Here is a 23,090-nt window from a genome sequence, read left to right on the forward strand (position 1 = left end):
GTCTTTGGCACACTTGAGATATGACGACGACGACACCGCCACCGGTCCGGCCGCAGCGACGGCGGCGCTCCCGGGCCCGCACCATCGTGCCCCTCGCGATCGCGGCCTGGGCGGTGCTGGAGATATGGCTGCTGATCCTGGTGGCCGGGGCGACCAGCGGTTTCGTCGTGTTCCTGTGCATCCTGGCCGGGCTGGTGCTGGGCGCCGCGGCGGTCAAGCGGGCCGGGCGCAGCGCCTGGCGGAATCTGACGGCGTCCGTCAGCGCCCAGCAGCAGGGGGTCGCCCTCGGCCCGCCGCAGGGCGGCGGCCGCACCGGCCTCGCCATGCTGGGCGGGCTGCTGCTGATCATCCCGGGCTTCGTCTCCGACGCCGTGGCGCTGGTGCTGCTCTTCCCGCCGACCCGGGCCTTCATCGGCCGCCGGGTGGACCGGGCGCTGCTCTCCCGCGCGGTGCCGATGCCGGGCGGCGGACTCGGCGGACCTGGCGGCTTCGGCGGTTTCGGTGGCCCGGGCGGTCCGGGCGGCTTCGGGGGTGGGCGCGGCGGCCCCGGCGGGGGTCCCGCGGGCGGCGGGGACAAGGTCGTCCAGGGCGAGGTCGTCAACCGGGACTGAGCGGGCACGGGAGCGCCGCCAGAGGCGGAAATGGTGTGCGGGGGCGGGAGTTGGCATAGTGCCCGCATGATCATGCTGTTGCGGCGGGTACGCACCGCCGCCCGCGCCCTGCCCGTGGCCCTGGGCGGTCTCCTGGTGGCGGCGGTGCCGTTCGCGACCGCTCTGCCCGCGGCCGCGGCCGGGGCGGGTCGGGTGGTGCTGCGGGCCGAGGCGCCGAAGACGTTCGTGATGTACGCGGCGGACGAGGGCGCCGACGGCACGAACAGCGGCTTCGTCATCCCCGTCTCCGTGCGGGCGAGCGACGCGGGCCCGGCCCGCGATGTCAGGGTCGTCGTGGACGCTTCGGGGCTCGCCGGCGTCGCCCGGGTGAGCGCGGGCGGCGGCGGGAACTGCACCCGGTCCGGCGCGGTGTTCACCTGCTCCTACGGCGACGTGCAGAACGGCGACGGCGAGTCCGAGGCGCCCTTCACGCTGAACGGCGTGGACGGCGTCGCACCCGGTGACGGCGGGACGGTGACGTACACCGCCGTCGCGGACAACGCGGCCGAGGTGACCGGGTCCACCCGGATGACGGTGGGCGGCCCCTCCCTCGATGTGCCCGGGAAGGACCTGACGGCGCAGGACGTGGCGCCGGGCAGCTCCCGCCCGGTGACCCTCGCTTTCGCCAACCACAGCCGCTTCGCCGCCCGGCAGGGCGTCGCACTGACCGTCTCCGCCGATCCCGGGCTGAAGCTCACCTCGCGCCCGGGCAACTGCTTCTTCGACCCGTCCTTCACCTCGGCCTGGTGCGGCTTCGCCACCGCGGCAGGCCCGCACACCGCCTTCCGTACCAGCGCCCCGATCCGCTACACGACCGCCGCGGGCCGGATGTCGGGCACCCTCACCTACAGCTGGTCGTCCGACCGCACCCGCCCGGCCGGGTTCACCGTGCGCGGCACGCAGGCCCCGCTGGCGCTGGCCAGGACCGCGGACCGCGGCTTCACCGCCGCCACCGGCACCGTCCGTGTCACCACCACGGTGCAGGCCGACTACCAGCCGGTGACCGCGACCGTACGCGGCCGGGTCGGCCAGACGGTGACGGTGCGGCTGGGGGTGCGGAACAACGGCCCGGGGCGTCCGCTGGGCAGCGAGACGATGGGCGGCTTCAAGGTGGTGCCGCCGGAGGGCACCACGGTGACGTCCATCCCGTACACCATCGAGGAGGACGGCGGCACCTGGGCGTGCGACCGGCCGGCGAAGTCCGGGGGCGCGTTCGTCTGCGACATCGGCACCGACCCCTTCGGGCCGGGGCCGGCGCAGGGCCGGACGACCGTCATCGGCTTCCGGGTGCGCATCGACCGGGTGGTGCCCGGCGCGCAGGGCACCATCAGCACCTACGGCCCCTTCGACCGCACCCCGGGCAACGACCGGGCCGTCATCGCCGTGGACGCCTCCCCGGCGTCGCCGGTGGCGCGGCGGCACACGGTCGCGTGGTCGGTCCTGGCCGCGGTCGTGGCCGGGGGAGCGGTGGCCGCAGGGGTGGCGCGGGTGCGCCGCCGCCGGGCCCGCGCCGGGGCATAGCTGCGCCCGGCGCGGAGCGGTGGGCTCCGGCCGGGCGGAAGGGATCGCGGGCCGCCGCGGGTGCGGGCCCGGGCGGGTCCGCGGCGCCGCGGACCCGGGTCCGGTCAGGCGGTCTTGCGGTTGTCGCGCGGATGCACCGCGATGTTCATCGCACCGGAACGGAGGACGGCCAGCCGCTCGGCGAGCACTTCCTCCAGCTCTTCGAGCGTGCGCCGCTCCATCAGCATGTCCCAGTGCGTGCGCGCCGGCTTGGTGGTCTTCTCCTCGGGACCTTCTCCGTCCACCAAGAGCGCGGTCTGGCCGCAGGCGCGGCACTCCCACTCCGGCGGAATCTCGGCCTCAACCGAGAACGGCATCTCGAATCGATGTCCGTTCCGGCATGCGTACTCAACGGTCTGGCGCGGGGCCAGATCGATGCCGCGGTCGGTCTCGTAGCTGGTGGCCCCGAGTCGCGTGCCGCGGAGAGCTCGCTCACTCATGAATCGTGCCTCCCGGGCTTTTGGTCGCCCACAGGACAGGTGTCGCTGTCGTCGTCATCCGGTCAACGTCCGGTCGGCGGTGAAGATTCCCGTTTCGGGATATGCGTCGCCCGTCGTGTCGCCCCTGTTTCTACCCAGCGACATCCCATTTGTCACACTTGGCGGGATATGTCACCCACTGTCGTCGTATCTTTTGCCGTCGACGGCGGTCAGGTCGCTGGGCCAACCGCGTACACTACCCGCCCGCACCCCTCAGGGCTAAATCGTGTCCACCACTCGGTGTTCCGGCGCTTCCCGGCGAATCACCGCAGAGCCGGTCGTAGTGGCCGCGGAGCCGTCGAACAGGCGCAGGAAGAACTGGGCGAGCGGACCGATCGACACCGCGTACAGCACCGTGCCCACGCCCACGCCGCCGCCGAGGGCGAAGCCCGCCACCAGCACGGTCAGCTCGATGCCGGTGCGGATCAGCCGCAGCGAGCGGCCGGTCCTGCGGTGCAGCCCGGTCATCAGGCCGTCGCGCGGGCCGGGGCCGAAGCGGGCGGATATGTACAGGCCGGTGGCGACGCCGTTGAGCACCACGGCACACACCATCAGCGGTACCCGCACCGCGAGTGCCGCGTGGTAGGGCACCAGGTCGAGGGTGGCGTCCAGCGAGAGCCCGACGAGCACCACGTTGGAGACAGTGCCGAGCCCCGGCCGCTGCCGGATCGGCCACCACAGGAGCAGAACGGCGGCGCCGACGACAATGGAGACGGCGCCGATGCTCAGCCCGGTCAGCCGGGAGAGCCCCTGGTGGAAGACGTCCCACGGGTCCAGACCGAGCGAGGCCCGGACCAGCAGGGCGTCGCTCGCGCCGTACAGCGCGAGGCCGGCGTACAGGACGACGAGGCGGTGGGCGAGTGGACGGCTCATAGGGACCCCCCTGGCGTGTGGACGAGCGCGCATGACACTGTGTGGCCTGCGGACGGTTTCCTGCCATGGCCAATCAGGGAAAGGTGGACTGAGTTTCATGCCTCAGTGGACCGCTACGGTGAGCGCGGCGCATCTGGCCCGGCTCCTGACGCCCCGGCCGGCGACCGACCGGGCCGCCGCGACCGCCCCCGGCGCCCGGAAGCTGCCCGCCTACCGCGGCCTCGCCGACGGCGTACGGCTGCTGGTGCTGGAAGGACGGCTCCAGGTGGCCGCCCGGCTGCCCGCCGAACGCGAACTGGCCCTCGCCCTCGGAGTCAGCCGCACCACCGTCGCCGCCGCCTACGAGGCGCTGCGCGCCGAGGGCTTCGCGCGCTCCCGGCGCGGCGCCGGCAGCTGGACCGCGATCCCCGAGGGCCACATCCTGCCCTCCCGCAGCCTGGAGCCCTTGCCGCCCGACGCCGCCGGCTCCGTGATCGACCTCGGCACCGCCGCCCTGTCCGCCCCCGAACCGTGGCTGACCCGCGCCATGCAGGGCGCCCTCGCGGAACTGCCCGCCTACGCCGCCACCCACGGCGACTTCCCCGCCGGGCTGCCGGTGCTGCGCGAGGCCATCGCCGACCGCTACACCGCCCGCGGGGTGCCCACCATGCCCGAGCAGATCATGGTCACCACCGGCGCGATGGGCGCGGTCGGCGCGGTCGCCCGCCACTCCGTCGGCTACGGCGAGCGGGTCGCCGCGGAGTCGCCCAGCTACGCCAACGTGCTGGAGCTCTTCCGCGAGACCGGCTCCCGCCTGGTGCCCGTCGCGCTGCGCGAACGCCTCGGCGGCTGGGACATGGACATATGGCGCCGCGTCATGCGCGACGCCGCGCCCCGCATGGTCTACGTCATGCCCGACTTCCACAACCCGACCGGCACCCTCGTCGGCGACGACGAGCGCCGCGAACTCGTCGAGGCCGCCCGCGTCGCCGGCGCCACGGTGGTCGCCGACGAGACCATGGCCGAACTCGTCCTGGACGGCGAGGAGTCCGGGGTGCGGCCGCTCGCCGCCTTCGACCGCGGCGGCACCGTGATGACCGTCGGCTCCGCCAGCAAGAGCGTCTGGGCCGGGCTGCGCATCGGCTGGGTGCGCTCCACCCCCGACGTGGTGCGCCGCCTCGTCTCCGCCCGCGCCTACCTCGACCTCGCGTCCCCCGTGGTCGACCAGCTCGCCGTCGCATGGCTGCTGCGCGGCGACGGCTGGGAGCAGGCGCTCGCCTCCCGGCGGGACCGGGCCCGCGAGTGCCGCGACGACCTCGTCACGGCCCTGCGCGCCCACACTCCCGGGTGGGACTTCAGCGTGCCCCGCGGCGGCATGACCATGTGGGTCCGCACCGGCGACGTCTCCGGCTCCCGCCTCGCCGTCACCGGGGAACGGCTCGGCGTCCGCGTCCCCGCCGGGCCCCGCTTCGGCATCGACGGCGCCTTCGAGTCCTACATCCGCATTCCCTTCACCGTCAGCGGCCCCGCCGCCGACGAGGCCGCCGCCCGCCTCGCCCAGGCCGCCGAACTCGTCCGCTCCGGCGCTGCCCCGGAGGGGTCGGAGCCCTCCGGGCTTTTCGTGGCCTGACCCGCCCTCCGGGGTGGTGGGTTCCGTGCCTCGTCGGGACCTCGCGGTCCGCGGTGGCTTGTCGCGCAGTTCCCCGCGCCCCTGGGTCTGCTCGGGTTTCCCTGCGGTGCCCACCCTCCGGGGTGGTGGGTTCCGTGCCTCGTCGGGACCTTGCGGTCCGCGGTGCCTTGTCGCGCAGTTCCCCGCGCCCCTGAGTAGGTGCGGCTGTTCCGCGAACTGTGGCGTGCGTGAGTGGGCAGAGGCTGGGCACCCACAGCCACCACAACTTGCGGAGCACCCGAGCGCACCCAGGGGCGCGGGGAACGGCGCGACAAGCCCCCACCGGCCGAAGGTCCCGGGACGCCAGCACCCACCACCCCGGAGGGTGGGTACCGCAGGAGAACCCGAGCAGACCCAGGGGCGCGGGGAACGGCGCGACAAGCCCACCGCCGGCGGGTGGTCCCGCAACTCACAGCAACCCCCACCCCGGGGGGTCGGGTTCAGCCGAGCTCGAGGTCGGCCACCGTACGGATCACCGCACCCTTGCGGAGGGTGACGGTTTCGAGCGGGGGAGGGGCGTCGTCGGGTGGGGCGGGGGGAGAGGAGGGAGCGGGGGTGGGGTCGGAGGGGAGGAGGGTGAGGACGGCGGAACGGTGGGCGGCGGGCGCTTCCTCGTCGTAGGGGTCGGGGGCCGCGGGGACCTGGAGCCGGAGGACGGGGCCGGTGCCGAGACGGGCGTAACCGCGGCCGGGGGGTACGTCGGCCGCGGGGGTGGTGCGTTGGGGCGCGCCGAGGACGGCCTGGACGTGTTCGGGGGCGAGGCGGCCGAGGACGACCCGGGCGCGGGTCTGCGAGATGACGACCGGCGCGAGCGCTTCGGTGGCGTCGAGCTGGTCGGCGACGGCGACCGCGACACTGGCGGCGCGCCCGTGCCGCAGGGGGACGTCGAGCAGGGCCTGCGGGTCGGGCCGCCCCTCGGCGAGGGCGAGTTGGGTGAGGGAGGTCGGCCGGTCGACGACGATCCACAGCGGCCGCCGTACGTCCTCGGCGACGGGGCGGCCCGCCTGCCGGGCCCGGTTCACCGCGATCAGCCGCCGCTCGGTCTCGTGGACGGCCCACTCCAGGGTGGCCGCGGCGCCGAGCAGCCCGTCCTCGACGGCGAGCACACCGGGGCGGCCGGCCAGCGCGGCGTACTCCCCGGTGCCGCCGCCGTCGATGACGACCACGTCGCCGTGGACCAGCGCCTGGAGCGCGATCGAGCGGAGCAGGCTCGTCGTGCCGGTGCCGGGCTGGCCGAGCGCCAGCAGGTGCGGCTCGGTGGAGCGGGCACCGGTCCGCCACAGGACGGCGGGGGCGTCGCGGGTGACCGTACCGTCGCCGCCGTCGGCGCCCTCGTCGGCGGACGGGACCGACACCGGCACCGTGCGCTGCACCGCGCCCTCGTCGGTGAAGCCGAGTACGGTCTCGCCCGGTGACGTGACGAACCGCTGCGCGGCGATGTCCGTCGGCAGCGGCGGGAGGGCGGTGAGGGTGAGGTGGTTCTCCTCCTCGTTCCAGTCGAAGCGGTACTCCCGGCCGCGGCCGGCCTTGGCGTGCAGCAGCTGCTCGACCCGGGTGCGGGAGTCGTCCTCGCCGTCGGTGAAGTACGCCGGGTAGCGCAGGTGCAGCCGCGCCAGCCGGCCGTCCTGGAACTCGTAGGAGCTGAACGCCCGCTCCCAGCTGCCGTCGTGGGCGTAGAGCGGCGCGGGGTCGCCCGGGTCGGACAGGTAGGGCACCAGCGCCTCGTAGAGCGACTGGAGCCGCACCCCCTCGGCCTCGGTCGGCCCGGCCGCCGCCGGCGCGCCGCGCTCCCGGCCCAGCCACGCCGCGGACGCCACGAGCGCGGCGACCCCGAGGATCGGCCCGTACGGCATCATCGCCACGATCACGACGGCCGCCGCGGCCAGCAGCAGCGCCGGCCCCCGCCGGTCCTTCGGGGTGCGGCCCCACCACTCGCCGGCCCACGACGCCTGCCGGCGCATGCCCCGGGCGATGGTGATGACAGGGTGCAGCACGTCACCGGCGCCGTCGGCCGCGGTGCGCGCCAGGTTGCGGCCGCGGGCGAGCGCCGGCCGGCTGGTGAGGATGCTGGGAAGGGGACGCCTGACCACGGGTGCTCCATGGGTGGTTCGGGTGGGGGACGGCGCGTGGGGGACACGGGCGCGCGCGGGGCCGGGGGGGTGGCGGGATCGGGAACGGCGCCGGGCCCGGAGGCGGATCGACCGCCGCCGGGCCCGGGGGAGGGGCAGGAGTGGCCGCCGGACGCCCTGGAGATCCGGACGGCTAGATCTTGAGCCCGCCGATGAGGCCGGCCAGGCTCGCCCCGCCCGCGGTGATGCTGGGGGCGATCGCGGTGCCCGCGAGGTAGAACCCGAAGAGGGCGCAGACCACTCCGTGGGACACCTTCAGGCCGTCCTTGCGGAAGAACAGGAAGCAGATGACGCCGAGCAGGACGACGCCGGAGATGGACAGGATCATGGGGCTCTTCTCCTGAGGTGATGGGGACGGTCACCGTGAGTCCTTCCAGGCTCACAAAAGGTAATAGATCGTGCGCGCTGGCAAACGGGTGATATGTCGTCGCTTTCCGCCACCCGGGTGAGGTGCGACGCGGCAGGAGGCGGCTCCCGGTTCCAGTGCCGTACGGCCCTCTCGCCCGAACGGGTGAGGGCGGGCCGCCGGGGCGGCACCTGGGCCGGGTCCGGCAGGATGGCCGGGTGCAGCCGACCCCCATCACCTGGCCCAAGCTCGCCGACGCCCTCGCCGAACGGATCGCCGCCGGCCGCCCGCCCGGCCCCTGGTGGCGGGTGGCCGTCGACGGCGCGCCGGCCGCCCGCCCCGCGGACCTCGCCGACGCCGTCGCCGCCGCGCTGCCCGCCCTCGGCCGACCGGTGCTGCGGGTCGGCGCCGACACCTTCTGGCGCCCGGCCTCGCTCCGGCTGGAGTACGGCCACGAGGACGTCGACGCCTACTACCAGCTCTGGCTGGACACCGGGGCGCTGCGCCGCGAGGTGCTCGACCCGCTCGGCCCGGGCGGCACCGGCCGCGCCCTGCCCTCGCTGCGCGACCCGCGCACCGACCGCTCCACCCGGGCCGGATACGTGGAACTCCCGCCCGGCGGCGTGCTGCTGCTGGACGGCCCGCTGCTGCTCGGGCAGGGCCTGCCGTTCGACCTCACCGTCCATCTGCGGCTGTCCCCGGCGGCGCTGGCCCGGCGCACCCCCGCGCCGGAGCGGTGGACGCTGCCCGCGTACGAGCGGTATGCGCGGGAGGCGCTGCCGGAGGAGGCCGCGGACGTCCTGGTGCGCGCGGACGACCCCAACCACCCGGCATGGACAGGGTGAGGCGGGCCTGAACGCCCGTGCGCGGCACCGACTTTCGGGCGCTTGGCGGCACCCGTCCCGACCTGTCCCCGCCCCCGGCCGGGCCCGCCTTGCCCTGGGACGGCGCCCACCGCTAGCGTCCACGAGCACCATGACTGTCGCCATCGCGCCGCTGACCACCGAGCACATACCCCTCGCCGTCCAGCGGTACGACCGCTGGTTCGCCCGGGCCCGGCGCCCTCCCTCGCAGCGGTCCTGGCTCGCCGACGGCCCGGTGCGCGGCGGGGAACTGCTCGACGGGCTGCACCGCACGCCCGGCATCGAGGCGGTCCGCGCGCTCGACGGCGACGGCGGCCTGATCGGGCACCTGGCGGCCGTACCGGTCGACCTCGCCCCCGACGACCCGGCCGCCCTGCGCGGCCACCCGCGTGCTGCGCTCGTGCCCTACGGCGGCCACGCGCTGCCCGCCGGGCGGGAGAGCGAGGTGCTGCGCGCGCTGTACGTCCGGGTCGCCGAACGGCTCGTCGCCGACCAGCGGCTGGCGCACTACGTGGACGTGCCGGCCGGCGAGGTCGGCACCGCGCCCTGGTCCGACCTCGGGTTCGGTCGGGAGCGGGTCTGCGGGCTGATGGCGGTCAAGGCCCGCGGGCGGCAGCCGCGCGGGGTCGAGGGGCTGGCCATCCGCCGGGCCGGGCCGGGCGACCTGCCGCAGATCGGCCGGATGGCCGCGGAGTCCGCCCGGCGGCAGCGCGGCACCGCGACCTTCCAGCCGCAGCCGGAGGCCGCGCTGGCGGCGCTGCGCGTGCACTACGCGGCCGCGCTGGCGGACACCCGGTGCGGCGCGTGGATCGCGTCCCGGCGGGGCGAGGAGATCGGCATGGTGGTGCTGGTCCCCGCGCGGCCCGACCCGGTGGTGCCCGCGTCCTGCGTCGAACTCGTCGAGATGTACGTCGAACCCGCGTTCCGCGGCGAGGGGATCAGCCGGGTCCTGCTGGCGACCGCGCTGGCCTGGGCGTACGACGCCGGGCACCGGTACATGTCCGCGCAGTGGCCGTCCGCGTCCCCGCACGCGGCCGGACACCTTCCGGCGATCGGCTTCCGCCCGGTCGCCTACCGCCTCGCCCGCATGCTCGACCACCGCCTCACCGGTCCCGCGGGCACCTTCTGAAGCGGCCTCGCGCGACCCGGGGAACCTGCGTGCCGCAGGTCACAGCATGACCTGAAATACCATGCTAATTCGGGCAATTGGGACTTCTGTGAGCGGGATCACCGGGTGGTCGCCGGACATGTACGGTGCGCGGTGCGAGGTCGCACGGAACGTCGCGGCGGCGGGCTGTTCGTGATGGACGGTGGCGGTCGGCGCACCCGGCGCAACGCTCGCATCACGGACATTCGGGGGCACGGTCGCCGACCGTGACGGCGGCCTGCGCTCCGGCGCCCGGCGCTGTTTGCCCGGGCCGGGCCGGTCCCCTAGGTTCCGTCGGTGCGGGGCACCCCCGCATCCCATCCGCCGGGCGGACCGCCGAGTCCTGCCACCGCCCGACGCGCGGACCACCCGAGCACCGACACGGCAGGAGCGGGGGACCCACGGTAGTCCGCCGCCCGGACCGGCCGCCGCGCCAGCGGCGGCCGCACCCGGGCGGCTCGGGGTGAAGCCGCAGCCGCGGCCGGGCATCTCCTGCCCGAACCCGACAGCTCACCTCGCAGGCGTAGGAGAGGACATCCCCCATGCCCGCACACAACCGGCACCGCAGGTCCAGCACCCTGGGCGGCCGCCGCCTGCCCCGTCTCACCCGCCTCTACGTGGCCGCGGGCGCCGGCGGCGCCGCGCTGGTGCTGCCGCTGGTGGCCGCGACCCACGCCGGCGCGGCCACCCCGGTCAAGAGCGCCACCGCTGCCACCGCGACCACCACCGCCGCGAAGTCCGCCGCCACCGGCTACATGAAGCCCGTCGGCGACGCCGCCATCGGCACCGGCTACAAGGCGTCCGGCTCGCTGTGGTCCAGCGGTTCCCACACCGGCGTCGACTTCCTCGTCGGCTCCGGCACCCCCGTGCACGTCGTCGCCGCGGGCACCGTGGTCTCGGCCGGCTGGGACGGCGCGTACGGCAACGACGTGATCGTCCGCCACGCCGACGGCAAGTACACGCTGTACGGCCACCTGTCGAAGGTACTGGTCTCCGCCGGCCAGACCGTCACCGAGGGCACGCAGATCGGCGTGTCGGGCGCGACCGGCAACGTCACCGGCCCGCACCTGCACTTCGAGGTGCGCACCACGCCGAGCTACGGCTCGGACATCGACCCGGTGGCGTACATGAGCGGCCACGGCGTCACCATCTGACGGACGCGGCGGCCCCGCCGGTGTGGCGGGGCCCCGCGGCGCGGGCCGGTACTCGCGCGGGGCTATGCCGCGCCGGGGAGGGTGGCGCGGGCGGTGCGCAGGAAGTCCGCGTTCGTCGGGGTCTCGCGCAGGCGGGTGAGGAGCACTTCGGTGGCGGCGTGCGGGTCGCGGGAGACCAGGGCCCGGCGCAGGTGGTGGCGGACGGCCAACTCCTCGGCGGGCAGCAGCAGTTCCTCGCGGCGGGTGCCGGAGGTCGCGATGTCGATCGAGGGGAAGACCCGCCGCTCGGCGAGGAACCGGTCGAGGTGCAGCTCCATGTTGCCGGTGCTCTTGAGCTCTTCGTAGTAGAAGTCGTCGGCGCGCGAGCCGGTGTCGACCAGCGCGGTCGCCAGGATCGTGAGGGACCCGCCCTCCTCGGCGAGCCGGGCCGCGCCGAACAGCTTCTTCGGCCCGAGCAGCGCGGCGGCGTCCACCCCGCCGGAGAGCGTACGGCCGCTGCCGGCACCGCTGTTGTTGTGGGCGCGGCACAGCCGGGTCAGGGAGTCGAGCAGCAGGACGACGTCTCGGCCCTGCTCGACCAGCCGCTTGGCGCGCTCGACGGCGAGTTCGGCGACCTGGATGTGCTGCCGGGCGGGCTGGTCGAAGGTCGAGGAGATGACCTCGCCGCGGACGCTCGCCCGCATCTCGGTGACCTCCTCGGGCCGTTCGTCGACGAGCAGCACCATCAGGTGCGCCTCGGGGTGGTTGGTGGCGACCGCGGCCGCGATGCCCTGGAGCAGCACGGTCTTGCCGGCCTTGGGCGGCGCGACGATCAGCCCGCGCTGGCCCTTGCCGACCGGCGCCATCAGGTCGATGACCCGGTTCGCGGCGGCCGGCGAGCCCCTCAGTGCCGAACTCTCCAGCCGCAGCGCCTCCTTGGGGTGCAGCGGGGTGAGGTCGGCGAAGCGGGGGCGCGCCGGGGCGGGCGGCAGCCCGTTGACCAGGTGGACGTCGGCGAGGGCGCCCGGCTTGCCGGTGGTGCCCTCGACCAGGTCGCCCCTGCGCAGCCCGGCACGGCGCACCAGCGCCTGCGGCACCGCCGGGTCGTCGGGCGAGGGGAGCAGGCCGGGGCCGCGCAGCCGGGCCTGGCCGCCGCGCTCGGTGTCGAGCACGCCGGTCACCCGCTGCGGCACCTCCCGCCGGGCGGGCGGGCGTTCGGTCGTGATGTCTGTCGTGGGGTAGGTGATCGTGTCGGTCATGGAAGTCGTCCTTTCGCGGACGGAAAGTTCGGGTCGGCGGCGTCGGGCGCCACCGGGTCGCATGGGAGGGGGAGGGGCGGTCCGGGCGGAGGACTCACGCTCCGGGTACCGCGGAGGACGGCAGGGCGCGGGCGGGAGAGGACCGCCGCTGCCGCGCCGTACGGGAAAGCGCGCCGTACGGAAAGACGCGCCGTGCGGCTCGGCGCACGCACCACGACGTCGGACGTGGGGAGCGGCGGGACGCGCACTGCGGGAGAAGGCACCGCACTCGGACGAGAACCGAGCGGGGGAGGGGACGAGGCGCTGTCAGAAAAGACGCAACCTACAAGTCCCTACGGTGACTGTAGCACACGGCGGACCGCCGCCGCCCTACTCCACCTCGATGCCGTGCTCCTGCACCAGCTCGACCAGGCCGCCGGGCCCCTGGTAGCCCTTGCCGCCGGGCACGAAGGCCCAGTCGTCGCCGGAGCGGCGGCGGAAGGAGCCGAGCACGAGCGCGGTCTCGCCGGGGCGGCCGTCGGAGACAGCCAGCCGGTCCGCCTCGCTGCCCTGCGGGTCGGTCAGGCGTATCCGGGCGTCGGTGAAGCCCGCCAGGTCGGCATCCGGGTTCACCGCGGGGTCGATCGCCGCGACCAGCACCACCCGGTCCGCGGTGGCCGGCAGCCGGTCGAAGCCCACCCAGATCGCCGCCTTGTCACCGCCGAGCGGCGGCATCATCCGCACACTGCCGTCCGGGGTGCGCGGGTTGTTGTAGAAGACGAAGTGGTCATCGCCGAGCACCCGGCCGCCCGCGCACACCAGCGCGCACACGTCCAGCGCCACGTCCCCGGCCCACCACATGCCCAGCACGCTCGCGTCCGGCTCGTCATCGACACCCAGGTCCTGTCCGGCCGTCGGCGCCTGGCCGCCGGCGGCCACGGCCGGGGTCCGGCCCAACTGCCCGCCCAGCCCGTGCTGGTGGAGCAGGTCCACCAGTTCCGGGCCCGACACCAGCGTCAGCGGCTTGCCGTTGGCGAAGGTGTGCGAGGTCGGCCCGAAGCCCGAAGTGGTGATCAGGACACCCTTGTTGGCGCCCTCGGACTGCACCGTGCCGTAAAGGTCGCGGACGGCGCTGGGCGAGACGGTGTTGCGGTAGCGTTTGACCTGCACCACGATCTTGCCGCCGCGGATCGGGTCCGGGTCGAGCGCGTCCACGTCGACCCCGCCGTCACCGGAGCGCACCGTGGTGAGCGCGCGCATGCCCATCGCCCGGAACAACTCGGCGACCAGCTCCTCGAACTCCAGCGGGTCCATCGTCAGCAGGTCCGGCTCCTCGCCGCCGCCGTGCGTGACCACATGGCGGCCCGCCTCGCCCGGCTGCCGCAGCGGCGCCACCGCCGCCCGCCGGTCCGGGCGCGCCGACAGCTCGCCGCCCAGCCCGTCCACCAGGCAGTCCACCGCGTCGACCTGTGCGAGGTTCACCGCGGCGAAGTCCGCCCGGGAGACCGCCGCGGTGGCCAGGAACACCGCGCTGCGGTGCCCGGTGGCCGGATCGGTGCCGTCCACGAAGCCGTTGAGCACCACCGAGTCCAGCAGGCCGAACCGGTCCGCGCCGAACAGCTCGCGCAGCACCAGCAGCAGGCACTGCGCCAGCAGGTCCCGGTAGGCCGCCCGCCGCTCGGTGACCGGGGCGGCCACCTCCTTGTCGCGGTCCACGCTCGGCAGGTAGCGCACCGCGGCAGCCTGCGGCAGCACCGAGAACGCGGGCAGCTCCCAGTTCAGCACCAGTTGCCGCTCGGCCGCCTCGAAACTCGCCGACACCTGCCGCGGCAGCCCCTCCGGCCACGCCCGCGACGCGTACAGCGCCCCGGTCAGATACTCCTCGACCGCCTCCGGCTCGGCGGCGCGCAGCCGGTCCAGCGCGTCGCGCACCCCCGCGTTGTGCCGGCGCACCTCGGCCAGCCGCTGCTGCGCCCAGGCGCGGTAGCGCTCCTGGTAGTCGGCGAGTTGGCGCTGCCGCTGCGCCTCCGCGGCCCGCGCGACCGCCAGGTCGTGCTCGTAGCGCTCGCGGACCTGCCGGTCCTGGCGGCCCAGGCTCCAGGCCGAGCGGTGAGCCGGGGCGTACTGTTCCAGCCGCGGCAGCGCCACCGGCACCGCGAGCGGGCCGGGCGCGAAGGGCTCCAACTCCTCGGAGAGCACCAGCGATTCGGGCGAGAAGAGCGGCGCCGCGCAGCCCGCCCGCAGCAGGCCCGCCAACTCGGCCCGGCGGCGGTCCAGTTCGTCGGTGCGCCGGCGCGCGTCCTCCTCGCGGCGCTGCCGGTACGCCGCCTGCTGCTCGCGCTGCGCGCGGGCCTGGGCGCGCTCGGCGGCCCGCTGCCGCCGTTCGGCCTCGCGCCGCTGCTGCTCGCGGGCCCGGTGCTGGGCCTCCGCCTGCCGCTGCTGCTGGCGCTGGGTCTCGGCCCATGTGGCCACCGACCCGGTCGAACGACGGCTCATCTGGTTGCGGCTCCCCCTCCGGCGGCGCGTGTCAGCGCACGGGCGGCCGCCGGCTCGCGCCCACCGCCCGGCCCGACCGCCCCGTCACAGAGAGTACCCCTCTGCCAGGAGCTTCACCGGTTCTTCGCGGTGCCGCGCCGCCGCAGGACCACCACCGAGGTGCCGGCGAGCAGCACCAGCGCGCCGCCGACCGCCCAGGCCGTCGGCGAGGCCACCGCGGAGTGCGCGGCGACGGGGGCGGCGTGCGCCTCCTGCGGCGCCGAACCGGCCGCCTTGGCGCTCCCCCCGGCGCCGGCGGCCTTCCCGGTCCTCCCGGCCTGCTCGGCGTCGGCGGACCGCGCGGGCGCCGCGGCGTTGAGCGTGCCCACCGAAGTGGTGTGGCCCGCCGCGGCGAAGCCCCAGTCGAGCAGCTTGGCCGCCTCGGTGTAGACGGCGTTGGTCTCGCCGGACTGCGGGTTCATCACCGAGACGATGATCGTACGGCCGTTCTTGCGGGCGGCGGCGACCAGCGTGTTGCCCGCGTTCGTGGTGTAGCCGTTCTTCACGCCGACCAGGCCCGGGTACGCGCTGACGCCCTTCTCGCCGGTCAGCAGCCGGTTGGTGTTCTCGATGCCGAAGGACGAGACGTACGAGCCGTGCGCGTCGTAGCCGCCGGGGAACTGCGAGTCCTTCGTCGAGGCGTACCGCGCGAAGTCCGGGTTGTCGAGCCCGGCCCGGGCGAACACCGCCAGGTCGTACGCCGAGGAGACCTGCCCCGGCTCGTCGTACCCGTCCGGGGTGACGACGTGGGTGTCCAGGGCGCCCAGCATCCGCGCCTTGGCCTGCATGTCGGTGACGGTCTTCGCCACGGAGCCGTTCATGTTCGCCAGGACGTGCACGGCGTCGTTGCCGGAGGCGAGGAAGACGCCCCGCCACAGGTCGGCGACGGTGTACGTCTGGCCGGGCTGCACCCCGACCAGGCTGCTGCCCTCGCCGAGCCCGGCCAGGTCGGAGTCCTTGACCTTGTGCTTGAGGTCGCCGGGGAAGCGGGGCAGCACCGTGTCGGCGAAGAGGGTCTTGAGGGTGGAGGCGGGCGGGAGCTTGCGGTGCGCGTCCTTCGCGGCCAGCACCTGGCCGGTGCGGGCGTCGGAGACCGTCCAGGACAGCGCGGACAGCCCGGACGGCAGGTCGGGCGCGCCGGCGCGGGGCATGACGTGCACCCCGGGCTCGGCCAGCAGCGTACGGTCCACCGACGCCTGGGAGGAGGTGCCGGCCGAGCCGCCGGCGGCTGCGGCCGGTCCTGCGGTCAGCGCGGTCAGGCAGCAGGCGGCGGCCAGCACGGCGGCCGGCAGGGCGGCGGGTGCGGCGGTGCGGCGGCGACCGGAGGGGCGAACGGGACGGATGGCAGTCATGCGATCACCGTAGGAATGATGAACGCCACTGGCGCGGTGGCGCCGTCCATCCCGGTGAGGCCGCTGCTCCGTCGGGGGAGTGCCCGCGGCCGACCGGACGTGCCGTCACCTCGCCCCCGGGCGGGGTGAGCTGACCGCCCGTCGGGTGCGGCGGTCAGCACAGCAGCTCGGCCAGCAGGCGGTAGGACTCCAGGAGTTCGGCGCGGTCGTAGGTGCTGGTGGTCACCAGGAACTCGTCGGCCGCGCTGCGGGTCAGCAGGGACTCCAGCCGCGCCCCGACCTCGTCCGGCCTGCCGCTGACCTGCCCGGACATCGCCGCTTCGAAGCGCTCGCGCTCGGCGTCGGACATCGCGGCGGCGGCGATCGAGGCGTCGGGCGCGAGCGCGGGGAAGACGCCGTGCGTACGCGAGTAGGCGGTGGCCCACGCCTCGGGGACCAGCAGGCGGCGGGCGGCCTCGCCGGTCGCGGCGACGGCCACGGTGCCGGAGAGCACCACATAGGGCGCGGCGGCCCACGGCGAGGGGCGGAAGGCGGCGCGGTAGCGGTCCACGGCCCGCAGCATCGCGTCCTCGCCCCGTATCGCGCCGATCACCAGGGGCAGGCCGTGGGCGGCGGCCAGGTCGGCGCCGCTGCCGGTGGCGAGGAGGAAGGGCGCCGGGCGCAGCCCCTCGGCGGGCCAGGCGTGCACTTGCGGGTAGGCGCGCTGCGAGCCGTCGAACCAGCCGAGCAACTCGGCGATCTGGTCGCCGAAGCCGTCGGCGGCCTCCTTGCCGTGGCCCAGCGCCTTGCGCACCCCGCCGGTGAAACCGACCGAGCGGCCCAGGCCCATGTCGATCCGCCCGGGGAAGAGCGACTCCAGCACCCCGAACTGCTCGGCCACCACCAGCGGCCGGTGGTTGGGCAGCATCACCCCGCCGGTGCCGACCCTGATCCGCGAGGTGGCCGAGGCCACGGCCGCCGCGAGCACCGTGGGCGCCGACCCGGCCACCCCGGGCACGCTGTGGTGCTCCGAGACCCAGAACCGGTGGTACCCCAGCGCCTCGATCCGGCGGGCGAAGCCGACGGTCTCGCGCAGCGCCGACGGCGGGTCCTCGCCCTGACGGGTCCGGGACCGGTCCAGGACGGAGAACGGGGTGGCGCGCAGCACGGAGGTCACTTGGAGTACAACGCCCCGGATGCGCCGCCTAGTCCCACCTGGTGCGGGTGCGGGTGCTCTTGTGGCGGCGCCGGGGCGGGCCTATCTTTGGGCCGCTTCTTCGGCCCGCCCGGGACGGCCCGGGCAGGGGAGGGAAAGGACGCGTGCCATGGCCTTACGCGGACGCCACCGCCGCTACCGTCCGAGCCGGGTCTCGCAGGCGTCGCTGACCGTCACCGCGGGCGGCGCCGGGCTCGCGCTGCCGCTGATCGCCGTGGGCAGCGCGCAGGCGGCCACGACCGGGGTCTGGGACAAGGTCGCCAAGTGCGAGTCCTCCGGCAACTGGAAGATCAACACCGGCAACGGGTACTACGGCGGGCTCCAGTTCACCGCCAGCACCTGGCGCGCCTACGGCGGGACCGCGTACGCCCCGCGCGCCGACCTCGCCTCCAAGAGCGAGCAGATCGCGGTCGCCGAGAAGGTGCTCGACAGCCAGGGGCCGCGCGCGTGGCCGGTCTGCTCCCTGCGGGCCGGGCTGACCCGCGAGGCGGCGACGGCCTCGCACACCGTGCACGTGACCACCGGGACGAAGAAGGCCGCACCGAAGAAGGCCGAGCCGGCGAAGGCGGCGGCGAAGCCCGAGGTCAAGAAGCCCGCGGCCAAGAAGCCCGAAGCCAAGAAGCCCGCGGCCGGGAAAGCCGCGCCCGTCTCGGAGGCCGCACCGGCGAAGAAGCCCGCCGCCGGCGACCCCTACACCGTCGTGCGCGGCGACACGCTCTCGGGCATCGCCGCGGACCACCGGGTCGAGGGCGGCTGGCCGGCGCTGTACGCGGGCAACCGCGCGGTGGTGGGCGACGACCCCGACCTGATCAGACCCGGCCAGCACCTCACGCTCGGCACGTCCGCCAAGGCCGCGCCGGCGAAGCCCGCCGCGAAGTCCGCCGCCAAGGCGGCCCCCGCCAAGCCCGCCGCGAAGTCCGCGCCGAAGTCCGCGCCGAAGAAGGCCCACCCCGCGGCCGCGGCCAAGAAGACGTCCAGCTGGACCGTGCCCGTGCACGCCGCCATCGGCACCGGCTACCACGTGGGCGGCAGCAGTTGGGCCAGCGGCCAGCACACCGGCGTGGACTTCCTCGTCGGCACCGGCACCGCGGTGCACTCCGTCGCCGCGGGCACCGTGGTCAGCGCCGGCTGGGGCGGGGCGTACGGCTACCAGGTCGTCATCAAGCACGCCGACGGCGAGTACAGCCAGTACGGCCACCTCTCGCAGATCTCGGTGCGGGTCGGGCAGCACGTCAACGAGGGCCAGCGGATCGCGCGTTCGGGCGCGACCGGCAACGCGACGGGCCCCCACCTGCACTTCGAGATGCGCACCGGGCCGGACTACGGCGACGACATCGACCCGCTGCACTTCCTGCGCGCCCACGGCGTCACCGTCTGACCCCGCCCCCGCTACCACCGGCACCGCCCGCGCGTTCCTGAGCGCGGGCGAACCGGCTCAGCGGCGGCAGCACCAGCAGCAGCCAGCAGCCCGCGTACAGCCAGCCGCCGAGCACGTCCGTGGGCCAGTGCACGGCCAGGTAGACCCGGGAGCAGCCGATCGCGGCCGCGGCCAGTACGCACACCGCCGCCACGGTCCGGCCCACCGCACCCGGGCGGGCCCGCAGCGCGCCCCACGCCAGCAGCCCGGCCGCCATCGCGCTCGACGAGGTGTGCCCGGACGGGAAGGAGTGCCCCGTCACGGCCACCGCCCAGTCCGCGGCCGGGGGCCGCGCCCGGTGGAAGGCCGTCATCAGCGCGGTGCGCACGATCTGCTCGGCGAGCAGCGCCACCACCGCGAGCAGCGCGGTGGGCACCCCGGCGCGGGCGCCGGCCGCCCGCCCCCGGCTGCCGCCCAGCCACCCGCCGACCGCCGCCGCCACGTAGGGGAAGGGGCCCGTGCCCGCGTCGGTCACGTAGCGGCCGGCCGTCGACCAGGCGTGCGGGCGGTGCCGTACCGACCAGTCGACCGGGCCGGTGTCGAAGGGGTAGGGGGTGCCGTGGCGGGTGAGCACCACCGCGGCCAGCGCCGCGAACGCCGCCGCGAGCCCCACCGCCCACGCCAGGCCGCGCCGGGAGTACGGCGACCGGTGCGGCGGGGCCGGCGGCGGGTCGTACGGCGTGCGGGTCATCGGGCGGGCGTGCCTTCGGCGGACGTCTGCGGGGGAGGTCTGGGCGGTCTCGTCAGCGTACGCCCGGCGCGGGCCGGGCCCGTACCGCCACGCGCGGCGGCACGGGCCCGGCCGGGCAGTCGCCGCGCGGTCAGCGGCGCTCGGGCACGTTGTCGTGGACCCGCTTCGGGTCGGTGGTCGCGACGGGGGCAAGCGCCTCCTCGATCCGCGCCATCAGCTCGGCCTCCAGCGTCACACCGGCGGCCTTGGCGTTCTCCGTGACCTGCTCGGGGCGGGAGGCGCCGATGATCGCCGCGGACACGTTCGGGTTCTGGAGCACCCAGGCGACCGCGAGCTGCGCGGTGGACAGGCCCGCCTCGGCGGCGAGCGGCTGGAGCAGTTGCACCCGCTCCAGCACGTCGTCGCGCATCCAGCGGCTGATCATGCCGGAGCCGCCCTTGTCGTCGGTGGCGCGCGAGCCCGCCGGGGGCTGCTGCCCGGGCAGGTACTTGCCGGTCAGCACGCCCTGCGCGATCGGCGAGAACACCACCTGGCCCAGGCCGAGTTCCTCGCAGGTCGGGACGACCTCGCCCTCGATGATCCGCCACAGCGCGGAGTACTGCGGCTGGTTGGACACCAGCGGGATACGCAGCTCGCGGGCGAGCGCGTGGCCGCGCCGGATCTGGTCCGCGGTCCACTCCGAGACGCCGATGTAGTGCGCCTTGCCGGAGTGCACGACGTCGGCGAACGCCTCCATCGTCTCCTCCAGCGGAGTGGAGACGTCGAAACGGTGCGCCTGGTAGACGTCCACGTGGTCGGTCTGGAGCCGGCGCAGCGAGGCGTTGATCGACTCGGCGATGTGCTTGCGGGACAGGCCGCGGTCGTTGAGGCCCGGGCCGGTGGGCCAGAAGACCTTGGTGAGGATCTCCAGGCCCTCGCGGCGCTCGCCCTTCAGCGCGCGGCCGAGCACCGACTCGGCGCGGGTCTGCGCGTAGGTGTCGGCGGTGTCGAAGGTGGTGATGCCCGCGTCGAGGGCGGCCCGCACGCACGCGGTGGCGGCGTCCTCCTCCACCTGGGAGCCGTGGGTGAGCCAGTTGCCGTAGGCGATCTCGCTGATGAACAGGCCGCTGCGGCCGAGGTGACGGTATTCCATGACCCCCGACCCTATGCGCCTGCAATGACCCGCCGGCAGGGTCCCCCCGCAGGTCCGGGCGTCAGGGCCGGGCGGGCTGGGGCTGCGTGCGGACGTAGACGCCGGCGCGGGCCGCGGTGGCGGCCGCGGCCGCCGCGCGGCGGGCGGCGGCCTCGTCGGGGGCGTCGGCGGTGGTGAGGAGGCGGTAGTACAGGGGCGCGGAGACCGCGCGGACGACCTCGCAGGGGTCGGTGCCCTCGGGTGCCTCGCCCCGGGCGACGGCCTGTTCGACGCAGGGCGCCCACTCCTGGACCCGGGTGTCGTAGAAGCGGTGCAGCGCCTCGGCGGTGCGCGGTTCGCAAGTGGCGGCGGCGATCACCGCGCGGAACAGGGCGCCCTGCCGCGGGTCGGCGAGGGTGCGCCGCACCAGCTGCGCGTTGGCGGTGAGGTCGCCCAGCAGCGAGCCGGTCTCGGTGCGCGGCAGCGAGGTCTCGGCCATGTCCGCGAGCAGGTCGGCGACGAGGCCGGTCACGGTGCCCCAGCGGCGGTAGACGGTCGTACGGCCCACCTCGGCGCGGCGGGCGACGTCGGCCAGGTCGAGGTGGGCGAAGCCCTGTTCGGCCAGCGCGTCGCCGGCGGCGGCGAGCACCGCCGTCCGCACCCGGGCGGTGCGCCCGCCCGGCCGGACGGTACCGGGGTCCTGGTCCTTCGCCACGTTCTTCGCCACCATAAACGGGACTCCTGTTTCGTTAAGCGGCTCGCGCTGCTATCGTCGGTGCCACCTTAACGGAACTACAGGCCCGTTAGTCGGTGTCGGGTCCCCGCGGGCTCCCGTACGGCGGCGCGGACCGAGGAGCGGTCATGGAATACAGGCGACTGGGTTCGTCCGGACTGCACGTGCCGGCCTTGAGCTTCGGCGCGGGCACGTTCGGCGGGCGGGGCCCGCTCTTCGGCAACTGGGGCACCACCGAGGCCCGCGAGGCGCGCCGCATGGTGGACATCTGCCTGGACGCCGGGGTGACCATGTTCGACACCGCCGACGTCTACTCCGGCGGGGCGTCGGAGGAGGTGCTCGGCGCGGCGGTCAAGGGCCGCCGGGACGAGGTGATCCTCTCCACCAAGACCGGTCTGCCGACCGGCGACGGCCCAGGCGACGCCGGCACCTCCCGGTCCCGGCTGATCGCCGCGTGCGACGCCGCGCTGCGCCGGCTCGGCACCGACCGGATCGACCTCTTCCAGCTGCACGCCTTCGACGCCGGCACCCCGGTCGAGGAGGTCCTGGCGGCGCTCGACGACCTGGTGCGGGCCGGCAAGGTCCGCTACGTCGGCGTCTCCAACTTCTCCGGCTGGCAGACCATGAAGTCGCTGGCCGCCGCCGAGCGCCAGGGCCGCCCGCGCTACGTCGCGCACCAGGTGTACTACTCCCTGGTCGGCCGCGACTACGAGTGGGAGTTGATGCCGCTCGGCCTCGACCAGGGCATCGGCGCGGTCGTCTGGAGCCCGCTGGGCTGGGGGCGGCTGACGGGCAAGATCCGGCGCGGGCAGCCGCTGCCCGCCGCCAGCCGGCTGCACCGGACCGCGGACTTCGGCCCGCCGGTCGCGGACGAACTGCTCCACCGCGTGGTGGACGCGCTCGACGGGATCGCGGCGGAGACCGGCCGCGCGGTGCCGCAGATCGCCCTCAACTGGCTGCTCCAGCGGCCGACGGTCTCCTCCGTGCTGATCGGCGCCCGCAACGAGGAGCAGCTGAGGCAGAACCTCGGCGCCGTCGGCTGGACGCTGACGCCCGACCAGATGGCGCGGCTGGACGCGGCGAGCGCGCGGACGGCGCCCTATCCGTACTTCCCCTACCACCGGCAGGAGGGGTTCGCGCGGCTCAACCCGCCGGTGGTGGGCAGCGGGGAGCCGGCGGCCGAGGGCTGAGGCCCTGGGCGTCAGGCGTGGCGGGGGGAGACCAGGAGGAAGGGGGCGCCGGTGCGGGTGCGGTGGGTGGTGGCCTGCCAGCCGGCCGGGGCGAGCAGGGCGGCGGCCCTGGCGAGCGCGCCCGGGCCGGAGTCCGCCGCGGACCAGGTCACTTCGACCAGCCCCGGGTGGCCGGAGGGCGCCACGCGGTAGCCCGGCGCCTGATCGCCCCGGTGCGGCGGCACCCCCGCCGCCTCCAGGGCCAGCGCCACCGCGTGCACCGGCCGCTCAAGCTCCCAGGCCGCCGGTACGTCGAAGGCGCCGTCCCCCAGCACCGCGCGGATCTGGCGCAGCCCCTCCCACGCGGCGGCGACCTCCGCGGCGCGCCCGGCGGACGCGCGCACCGCGCCCGAGCCGTCGTCGGCGGTGAACCGGCCGTCGGCCGGCTCCGCTTGGCCGCCTCCGGCCGCCGCGGGAGCCGCCTGGGCCGCGGCGCGCCCGGCCAGTTCGGCCCGCAGCCGGCGGCCCTCCGGCGTCAAGTAGTGCTGCCCGGCGCGGCCGTGCCGCACCGCCAACCCGGCGGCCACCAGCGCCGCGCACACCGCGGCCCCGGCCGCCACCCGCCCCGTCGCCGGGTCGGACTCCGCGACCGCCCTGCGCTGCGCCGCCGTCAACCCCTTGCCCACGCCCCGACCGTATCCCGCGCCACCGACATTCCGGTCCCGCGCCGTCCCGCCCCCGACCGCCGGCACCGTGTCCTTCCGCGGTCCGGCGCCCCCCGCCGCCGACGTCGCCGCCGCCCTGCACGCGCACGGGGCCAC

Annotated in this window: 20 protein-coding genes; 8 read left to right on the plus strand and 12 right to left on the minus strand. The window is 75.5% G+C overall.

The genetic code is table 11. The annotated features are described in order from the left end of the window. The first annotated feature begins 20 nt into the window (after window positions 1-20). Together fxsA and AC3ERT_RS00065 are read left to right on the plus strand one after the other, a co-directional pair. Window positions 21-611, plus strand: coding sequence for an FxsA family membrane protein (fxsA, locus tag AC3ERT_RS00060; protein ID WP_435172040.1), 591 nt, complete (start codon window positions 21-23; stop codon window positions 609-611). A gap of 66 nt (window positions 612-677) precedes the next feature. After that, window positions 678-2,171 carry a hypothetical protein gene (locus AC3ERT_RS00065; RefSeq protein WP_435172042.1) on the plus strand — a complete coding sequence of 498 codons (1,494 nt, stop codon included), beginning with the start codon at window positions 678-680 and terminating at the stop codon, window positions 2,169-2,171. A 104-nt stretch (window positions 2,172-2,275) separates the two neighbouring features. Here the strand turns inward: AC3ERT_RS00065 and AC3ERT_RS00070 are convergent, their stop codons facing one another. Then, entirely contained in the window at window positions 2,276-2,650 is a 375-nt protein-coding gene (locus tag AC3ERT_RS00070) for an RNA polymerase-binding protein RbpA (protein WP_031517570.1), read from the minus strand. A gap of 258 nt (window positions 2,651-2,908) precedes the next feature. Further along, window positions 2,909-3,595 (minus strand): membrane protein YczE, encoded by a 687-nt coding sequence (yczE, locus tag AC3ERT_RS00075; RefSeq protein ID WP_488179794.1) that lies wholly within the window; start codon window positions 3,593-3,595, stop codon window positions 2,909-2,911. A 64-nt stretch (window positions 3,596-3,659) separates the two neighbouring features. Between yczE and yczR the strand changes: the two genes are divergently transcribed. Further along, complete coding sequence (gene yczR, locus AC3ERT_RS00080; protein ID WP_435172044.1) at window positions 3,660-5,171, plus strand: MocR-like transcription factor YczR; 1,512 nt, start codon at window positions 3,660-3,662, stop codon at window positions 5,169-5,171. A gap of 479 nt (window positions 5,172-5,650) precedes the next feature. Here the strand turns inward: yczR and AC3ERT_RS00085 are convergent, their stop codons facing one another. Both AC3ERT_RS00085 and AC3ERT_RS00090 read right to left on the minus strand, forming a co-directional pair. Continuing rightward, window positions 5,651-7,300 (minus strand): hypothetical protein, encoded by a 1,650-nt coding sequence (locus AC3ERT_RS00085; protein ID WP_435172046.1) that lies wholly within the window; start codon window positions 7,298-7,300, stop codon window positions 5,651-5,653. A gap of 172 nt (window positions 7,301-7,472) precedes the next feature. Next, entirely contained in the window at window positions 7,473-7,667 is a 195-nt protein-coding gene (locus AC3ERT_RS00090) for a hypothetical protein (RefSeq protein WP_335976079.1), read from the minus strand. 236 nt (window positions 7,668-7,903) lie between these two features. Between AC3ERT_RS00090 and AC3ERT_RS00095 the strand changes: the two genes are divergently transcribed. The 3 genes from AC3ERT_RS00095 to AC3ERT_RS00105 all read left to right on the plus strand — a co-directional run bounded on the left by AC3ERT_RS00095 (window position 7,904) and on the right by AC3ERT_RS00105 (window position 10,849). Beyond that, window positions 7,904-8,530 (plus strand): nucleoside/nucleotide kinase family protein, encoded by a 627-nt coding sequence (locus AC3ERT_RS00095; protein ID WP_435128063.1) that lies wholly within the window; start codon window positions 7,904-7,906, stop codon window positions 8,528-8,530. A gap of 130 nt (window positions 8,531-8,660) precedes the next feature. Further along, on the plus strand, window positions 8,661-9,677 hold the full coding sequence (locus AC3ERT_RS00100; RefSeq protein ID WP_335976088.1) for a GNAT family N-acetyltransferase: 1,017 nt from the start codon (window positions 8,661-8,663) through the stop codon (window positions 9,675-9,677). A gap of 560 nt (window positions 9,678-10,237) precedes the next feature. Beyond that, window positions 10,238-10,849, plus strand: a complete 612-nt coding sequence (locus AC3ERT_RS00105; RefSeq protein WP_335976092.1) for a M23 family metallopeptidase — start codon at window positions 10,238-10,240, stop codon at window positions 10,847-10,849. 62 nt (window positions 10,850-10,911) lie between these two features. Here the strand turns inward: AC3ERT_RS00105 and rho are convergent, their stop codons facing one another. From rho to AC3ERT_RS00125, 4 genes are all read right to left on the minus strand, one after another. Continuing rightward, window positions 10,912-12,087: a transcription termination factor Rho gene (rho, locus tag AC3ERT_RS00110; RefSeq protein ID WP_435128060.1), complete on the minus strand. Its 1,176-nt coding sequence runs from the start codon at window positions 12,085-12,087 to the stop codon at window positions 10,912-10,914. 369 nt (window positions 12,088-12,456) lie between these two features. Then, entirely contained in the window at window positions 12,457-14,562 is a 2,106-nt protein-coding gene (locus AC3ERT_RS00115; protein ID WP_435128058.1) for a restriction endonuclease, read from the minus strand. A 113-nt stretch (window positions 14,563-14,675) separates the two neighbouring features. After that, window positions 14,676-15,953, minus strand: a complete 1,278-nt coding sequence (locus AC3ERT_RS00120; protein ID WP_435128056.1) for a D-alanyl-D-alanine carboxypeptidase family protein — start codon at window positions 15,951-15,953, stop codon at window positions 14,676-14,678. Window positions 15,954-16,107: 154 nt separating this feature from the next. Next, complete coding sequence (locus tag AC3ERT_RS00125; protein WP_435128054.1) at window positions 16,108-17,109, minus strand: LLM class flavin-dependent oxidoreductase; 1,002 nt, start codon at window positions 17,107-17,109, stop codon at window positions 16,108-16,110. A 148-nt stretch (window positions 17,110-17,257) separates the two neighbouring features. On the opposite strand from AC3ERT_RS00125, the gene AC3ERT_RS00130 reads away from it, so the two are divergent. Then, entirely contained in the window at window positions 17,258-18,526 is a 1,269-nt protein-coding gene (locus AC3ERT_RS00130) for a transglycosylase family protein (protein ID WP_435128052.1), read from the plus strand. Here the strand turns inward: AC3ERT_RS00130 and AC3ERT_RS00135 are convergent. The 3 genes from AC3ERT_RS00135 to AC3ERT_RS00145 form a co-directional block, all read right to left on the minus strand. After that, complete coding sequence (locus AC3ERT_RS00135) at window positions 18,516-19,256, minus strand: phosphatase PAP2 family protein (protein ID WP_435128050.1); 741 nt, start codon at window positions 19,254-19,256, stop codon at window positions 18,516-18,518. The genes AC3ERT_RS00130 and AC3ERT_RS00135 overlap by 11 nt on opposite strands. A 130-nt stretch (window positions 19,257-19,386) precedes the next feature. After that, window positions 19,387-20,388 carry an aldo/keto reductase family protein gene (locus AC3ERT_RS00140; protein ID WP_335976124.1) on the minus strand — a complete coding sequence of 334 codons (1,002 nt, stop codon included), beginning with the start codon at window positions 20,386-20,388 and terminating at the stop codon, window positions 19,387-19,389. A 61-nt stretch (window positions 20,389-20,449) separates the two neighbouring features. Further along, window positions 20,450-21,097, minus strand: coding sequence for a TetR/AcrR family transcriptional regulator (locus AC3ERT_RS00145; protein WP_435172048.1), 648 nt, complete (start codon window positions 21,095-21,097; stop codon window positions 20,450-20,452). Window positions 21,098-21,228: 131 nt separating this feature from the next. On the opposite strand from AC3ERT_RS00145, the gene AC3ERT_RS00150 reads away from it, so the two are divergent. Beyond that, window positions 21,229-22,290 (plus strand): aldo/keto reductase, encoded by a 1,062-nt coding sequence (locus AC3ERT_RS00150; RefSeq protein ID WP_335976130.1) that lies wholly within the window; start codon window positions 21,229-21,231, stop codon window positions 22,288-22,290. 11 nt (window positions 22,291-22,301) lie between these two features. Here the strand turns inward: AC3ERT_RS00150 and AC3ERT_RS00155 are convergent, their stop codons facing one another. After that, complete coding sequence (locus AC3ERT_RS00155) at window positions 22,302-22,955, minus strand: hypothetical protein (protein WP_435172050.1); 654 nt, start codon at window positions 22,953-22,955, stop codon at window positions 22,302-22,304. Window positions 22,956-23,090 lie beyond the last annotated feature (135 nt).

It is taken from the genome of Actinacidiphila sp. bgisy145 (genome assembly GCF_057708125.1).

Bases quoted from the DNA above. Each gene is read 5' to 3' on its own strand.
- AC3ERT_RS00145 (WP_435172048.1), bottom strand. From the start codon at position 21,097: ATGGTGGCGAAGAACGTGGCGAAGGACCAGGACCCCGGTACCGTCCGG.
- fxsA (WP_435172040.1), top strand. From the start codon at position 21: ATGACGACGACGACACCGCCACCGGTCCGGCCGCAGCGACGGCGGCGC.
- AC3ERT_RS00150 (WP_335976130.1), top strand. From the start codon at position 21,229: ATGGAATACAGGCGACTGGGTTCGTCCGGACTGCACGTGCCGGCCTTG.
- AC3ERT_RS00065 (WP_435172042.1), top strand. From the start codon at position 678: ATGATCATGCTGTTGCGGCGGGTACGCACCGCCGCCCGCGCCCTGCCC.
- yczR (WP_435172044.1), top strand. From the start codon at position 3,660: ATGCCTCAGTGGACCGCTACGGTGAGCGCGGCGCATCTGGCCCGGCTC.
- AC3ERT_RS00120 (WP_435128056.1), bottom strand. From the start codon at position 15,953: ATGACTGCCATCCGTCCCGTTCGCCCCTCCGGTCGCCGCCGCACCGCC.
- rho (WP_435128060.1), bottom strand. From the start codon at position 12,087: ATGACCGACACGATCACCTACCCCACGACAGACATCACGACCGAACGC.
- yczE (WP_488179794.1), bottom strand. From the start codon at position 3,595: ATGCGCGCTCGTCCACACGCCAGGGGGGTCCCTATGAGCCGTCCACTC.
- AC3ERT_RS00100 (WP_335976088.1), top strand. From the start codon at position 8,661: ATGACTGTCGCCATCGCGCCGCTGACCACCGAGCACATACCCCTCGCC.
- AC3ERT_RS00135 (WP_435128050.1), bottom strand. From the start codon at position 19,256: ATGACCCGCACGCCGTACGACCCGCCGCCGGCCCCGCCGCACCGGTCG.
- AC3ERT_RS00130 (WP_435128052.1), top strand. From the start codon at position 17,258: ATGGCCTTACGCGGACGCCACCGCCGCTACCGTCCGAGCCGGGTCTCG.
- AC3ERT_RS00090 (WP_335976079.1), bottom strand. From the start codon at position 7,667: ATGATCCTGTCCATCTCCGGCGTCGTCCTGCTCGGCGTCATCTGCTTC.
- AC3ERT_RS00115 (WP_435128058.1), bottom strand. From the start codon at position 14,562: ATGAGCCGTCGTTCGACCGGGTCGGTGGCCACATGGGCCGAGACCCAG.
- AC3ERT_RS00105 (WP_335976092.1), top strand. From the start codon at position 10,238: ATGCCCGCACACAACCGGCACCGCAGGTCCAGCACCCTGGGCGGCCGC.
- AC3ERT_RS00140 (WP_335976124.1), bottom strand. From the start codon at position 20,388: ATGGAATACCGTCACCTCGGCCGCAGCGGCCTGTTCATCAGCGAGATC.
- AC3ERT_RS00070 (WP_031517570.1), bottom strand. From the start codon at position 2,650: ATGAGTGAGCGAGCTCTCCGCGGCACGCGACTCGGGGCCACCAGCTAC.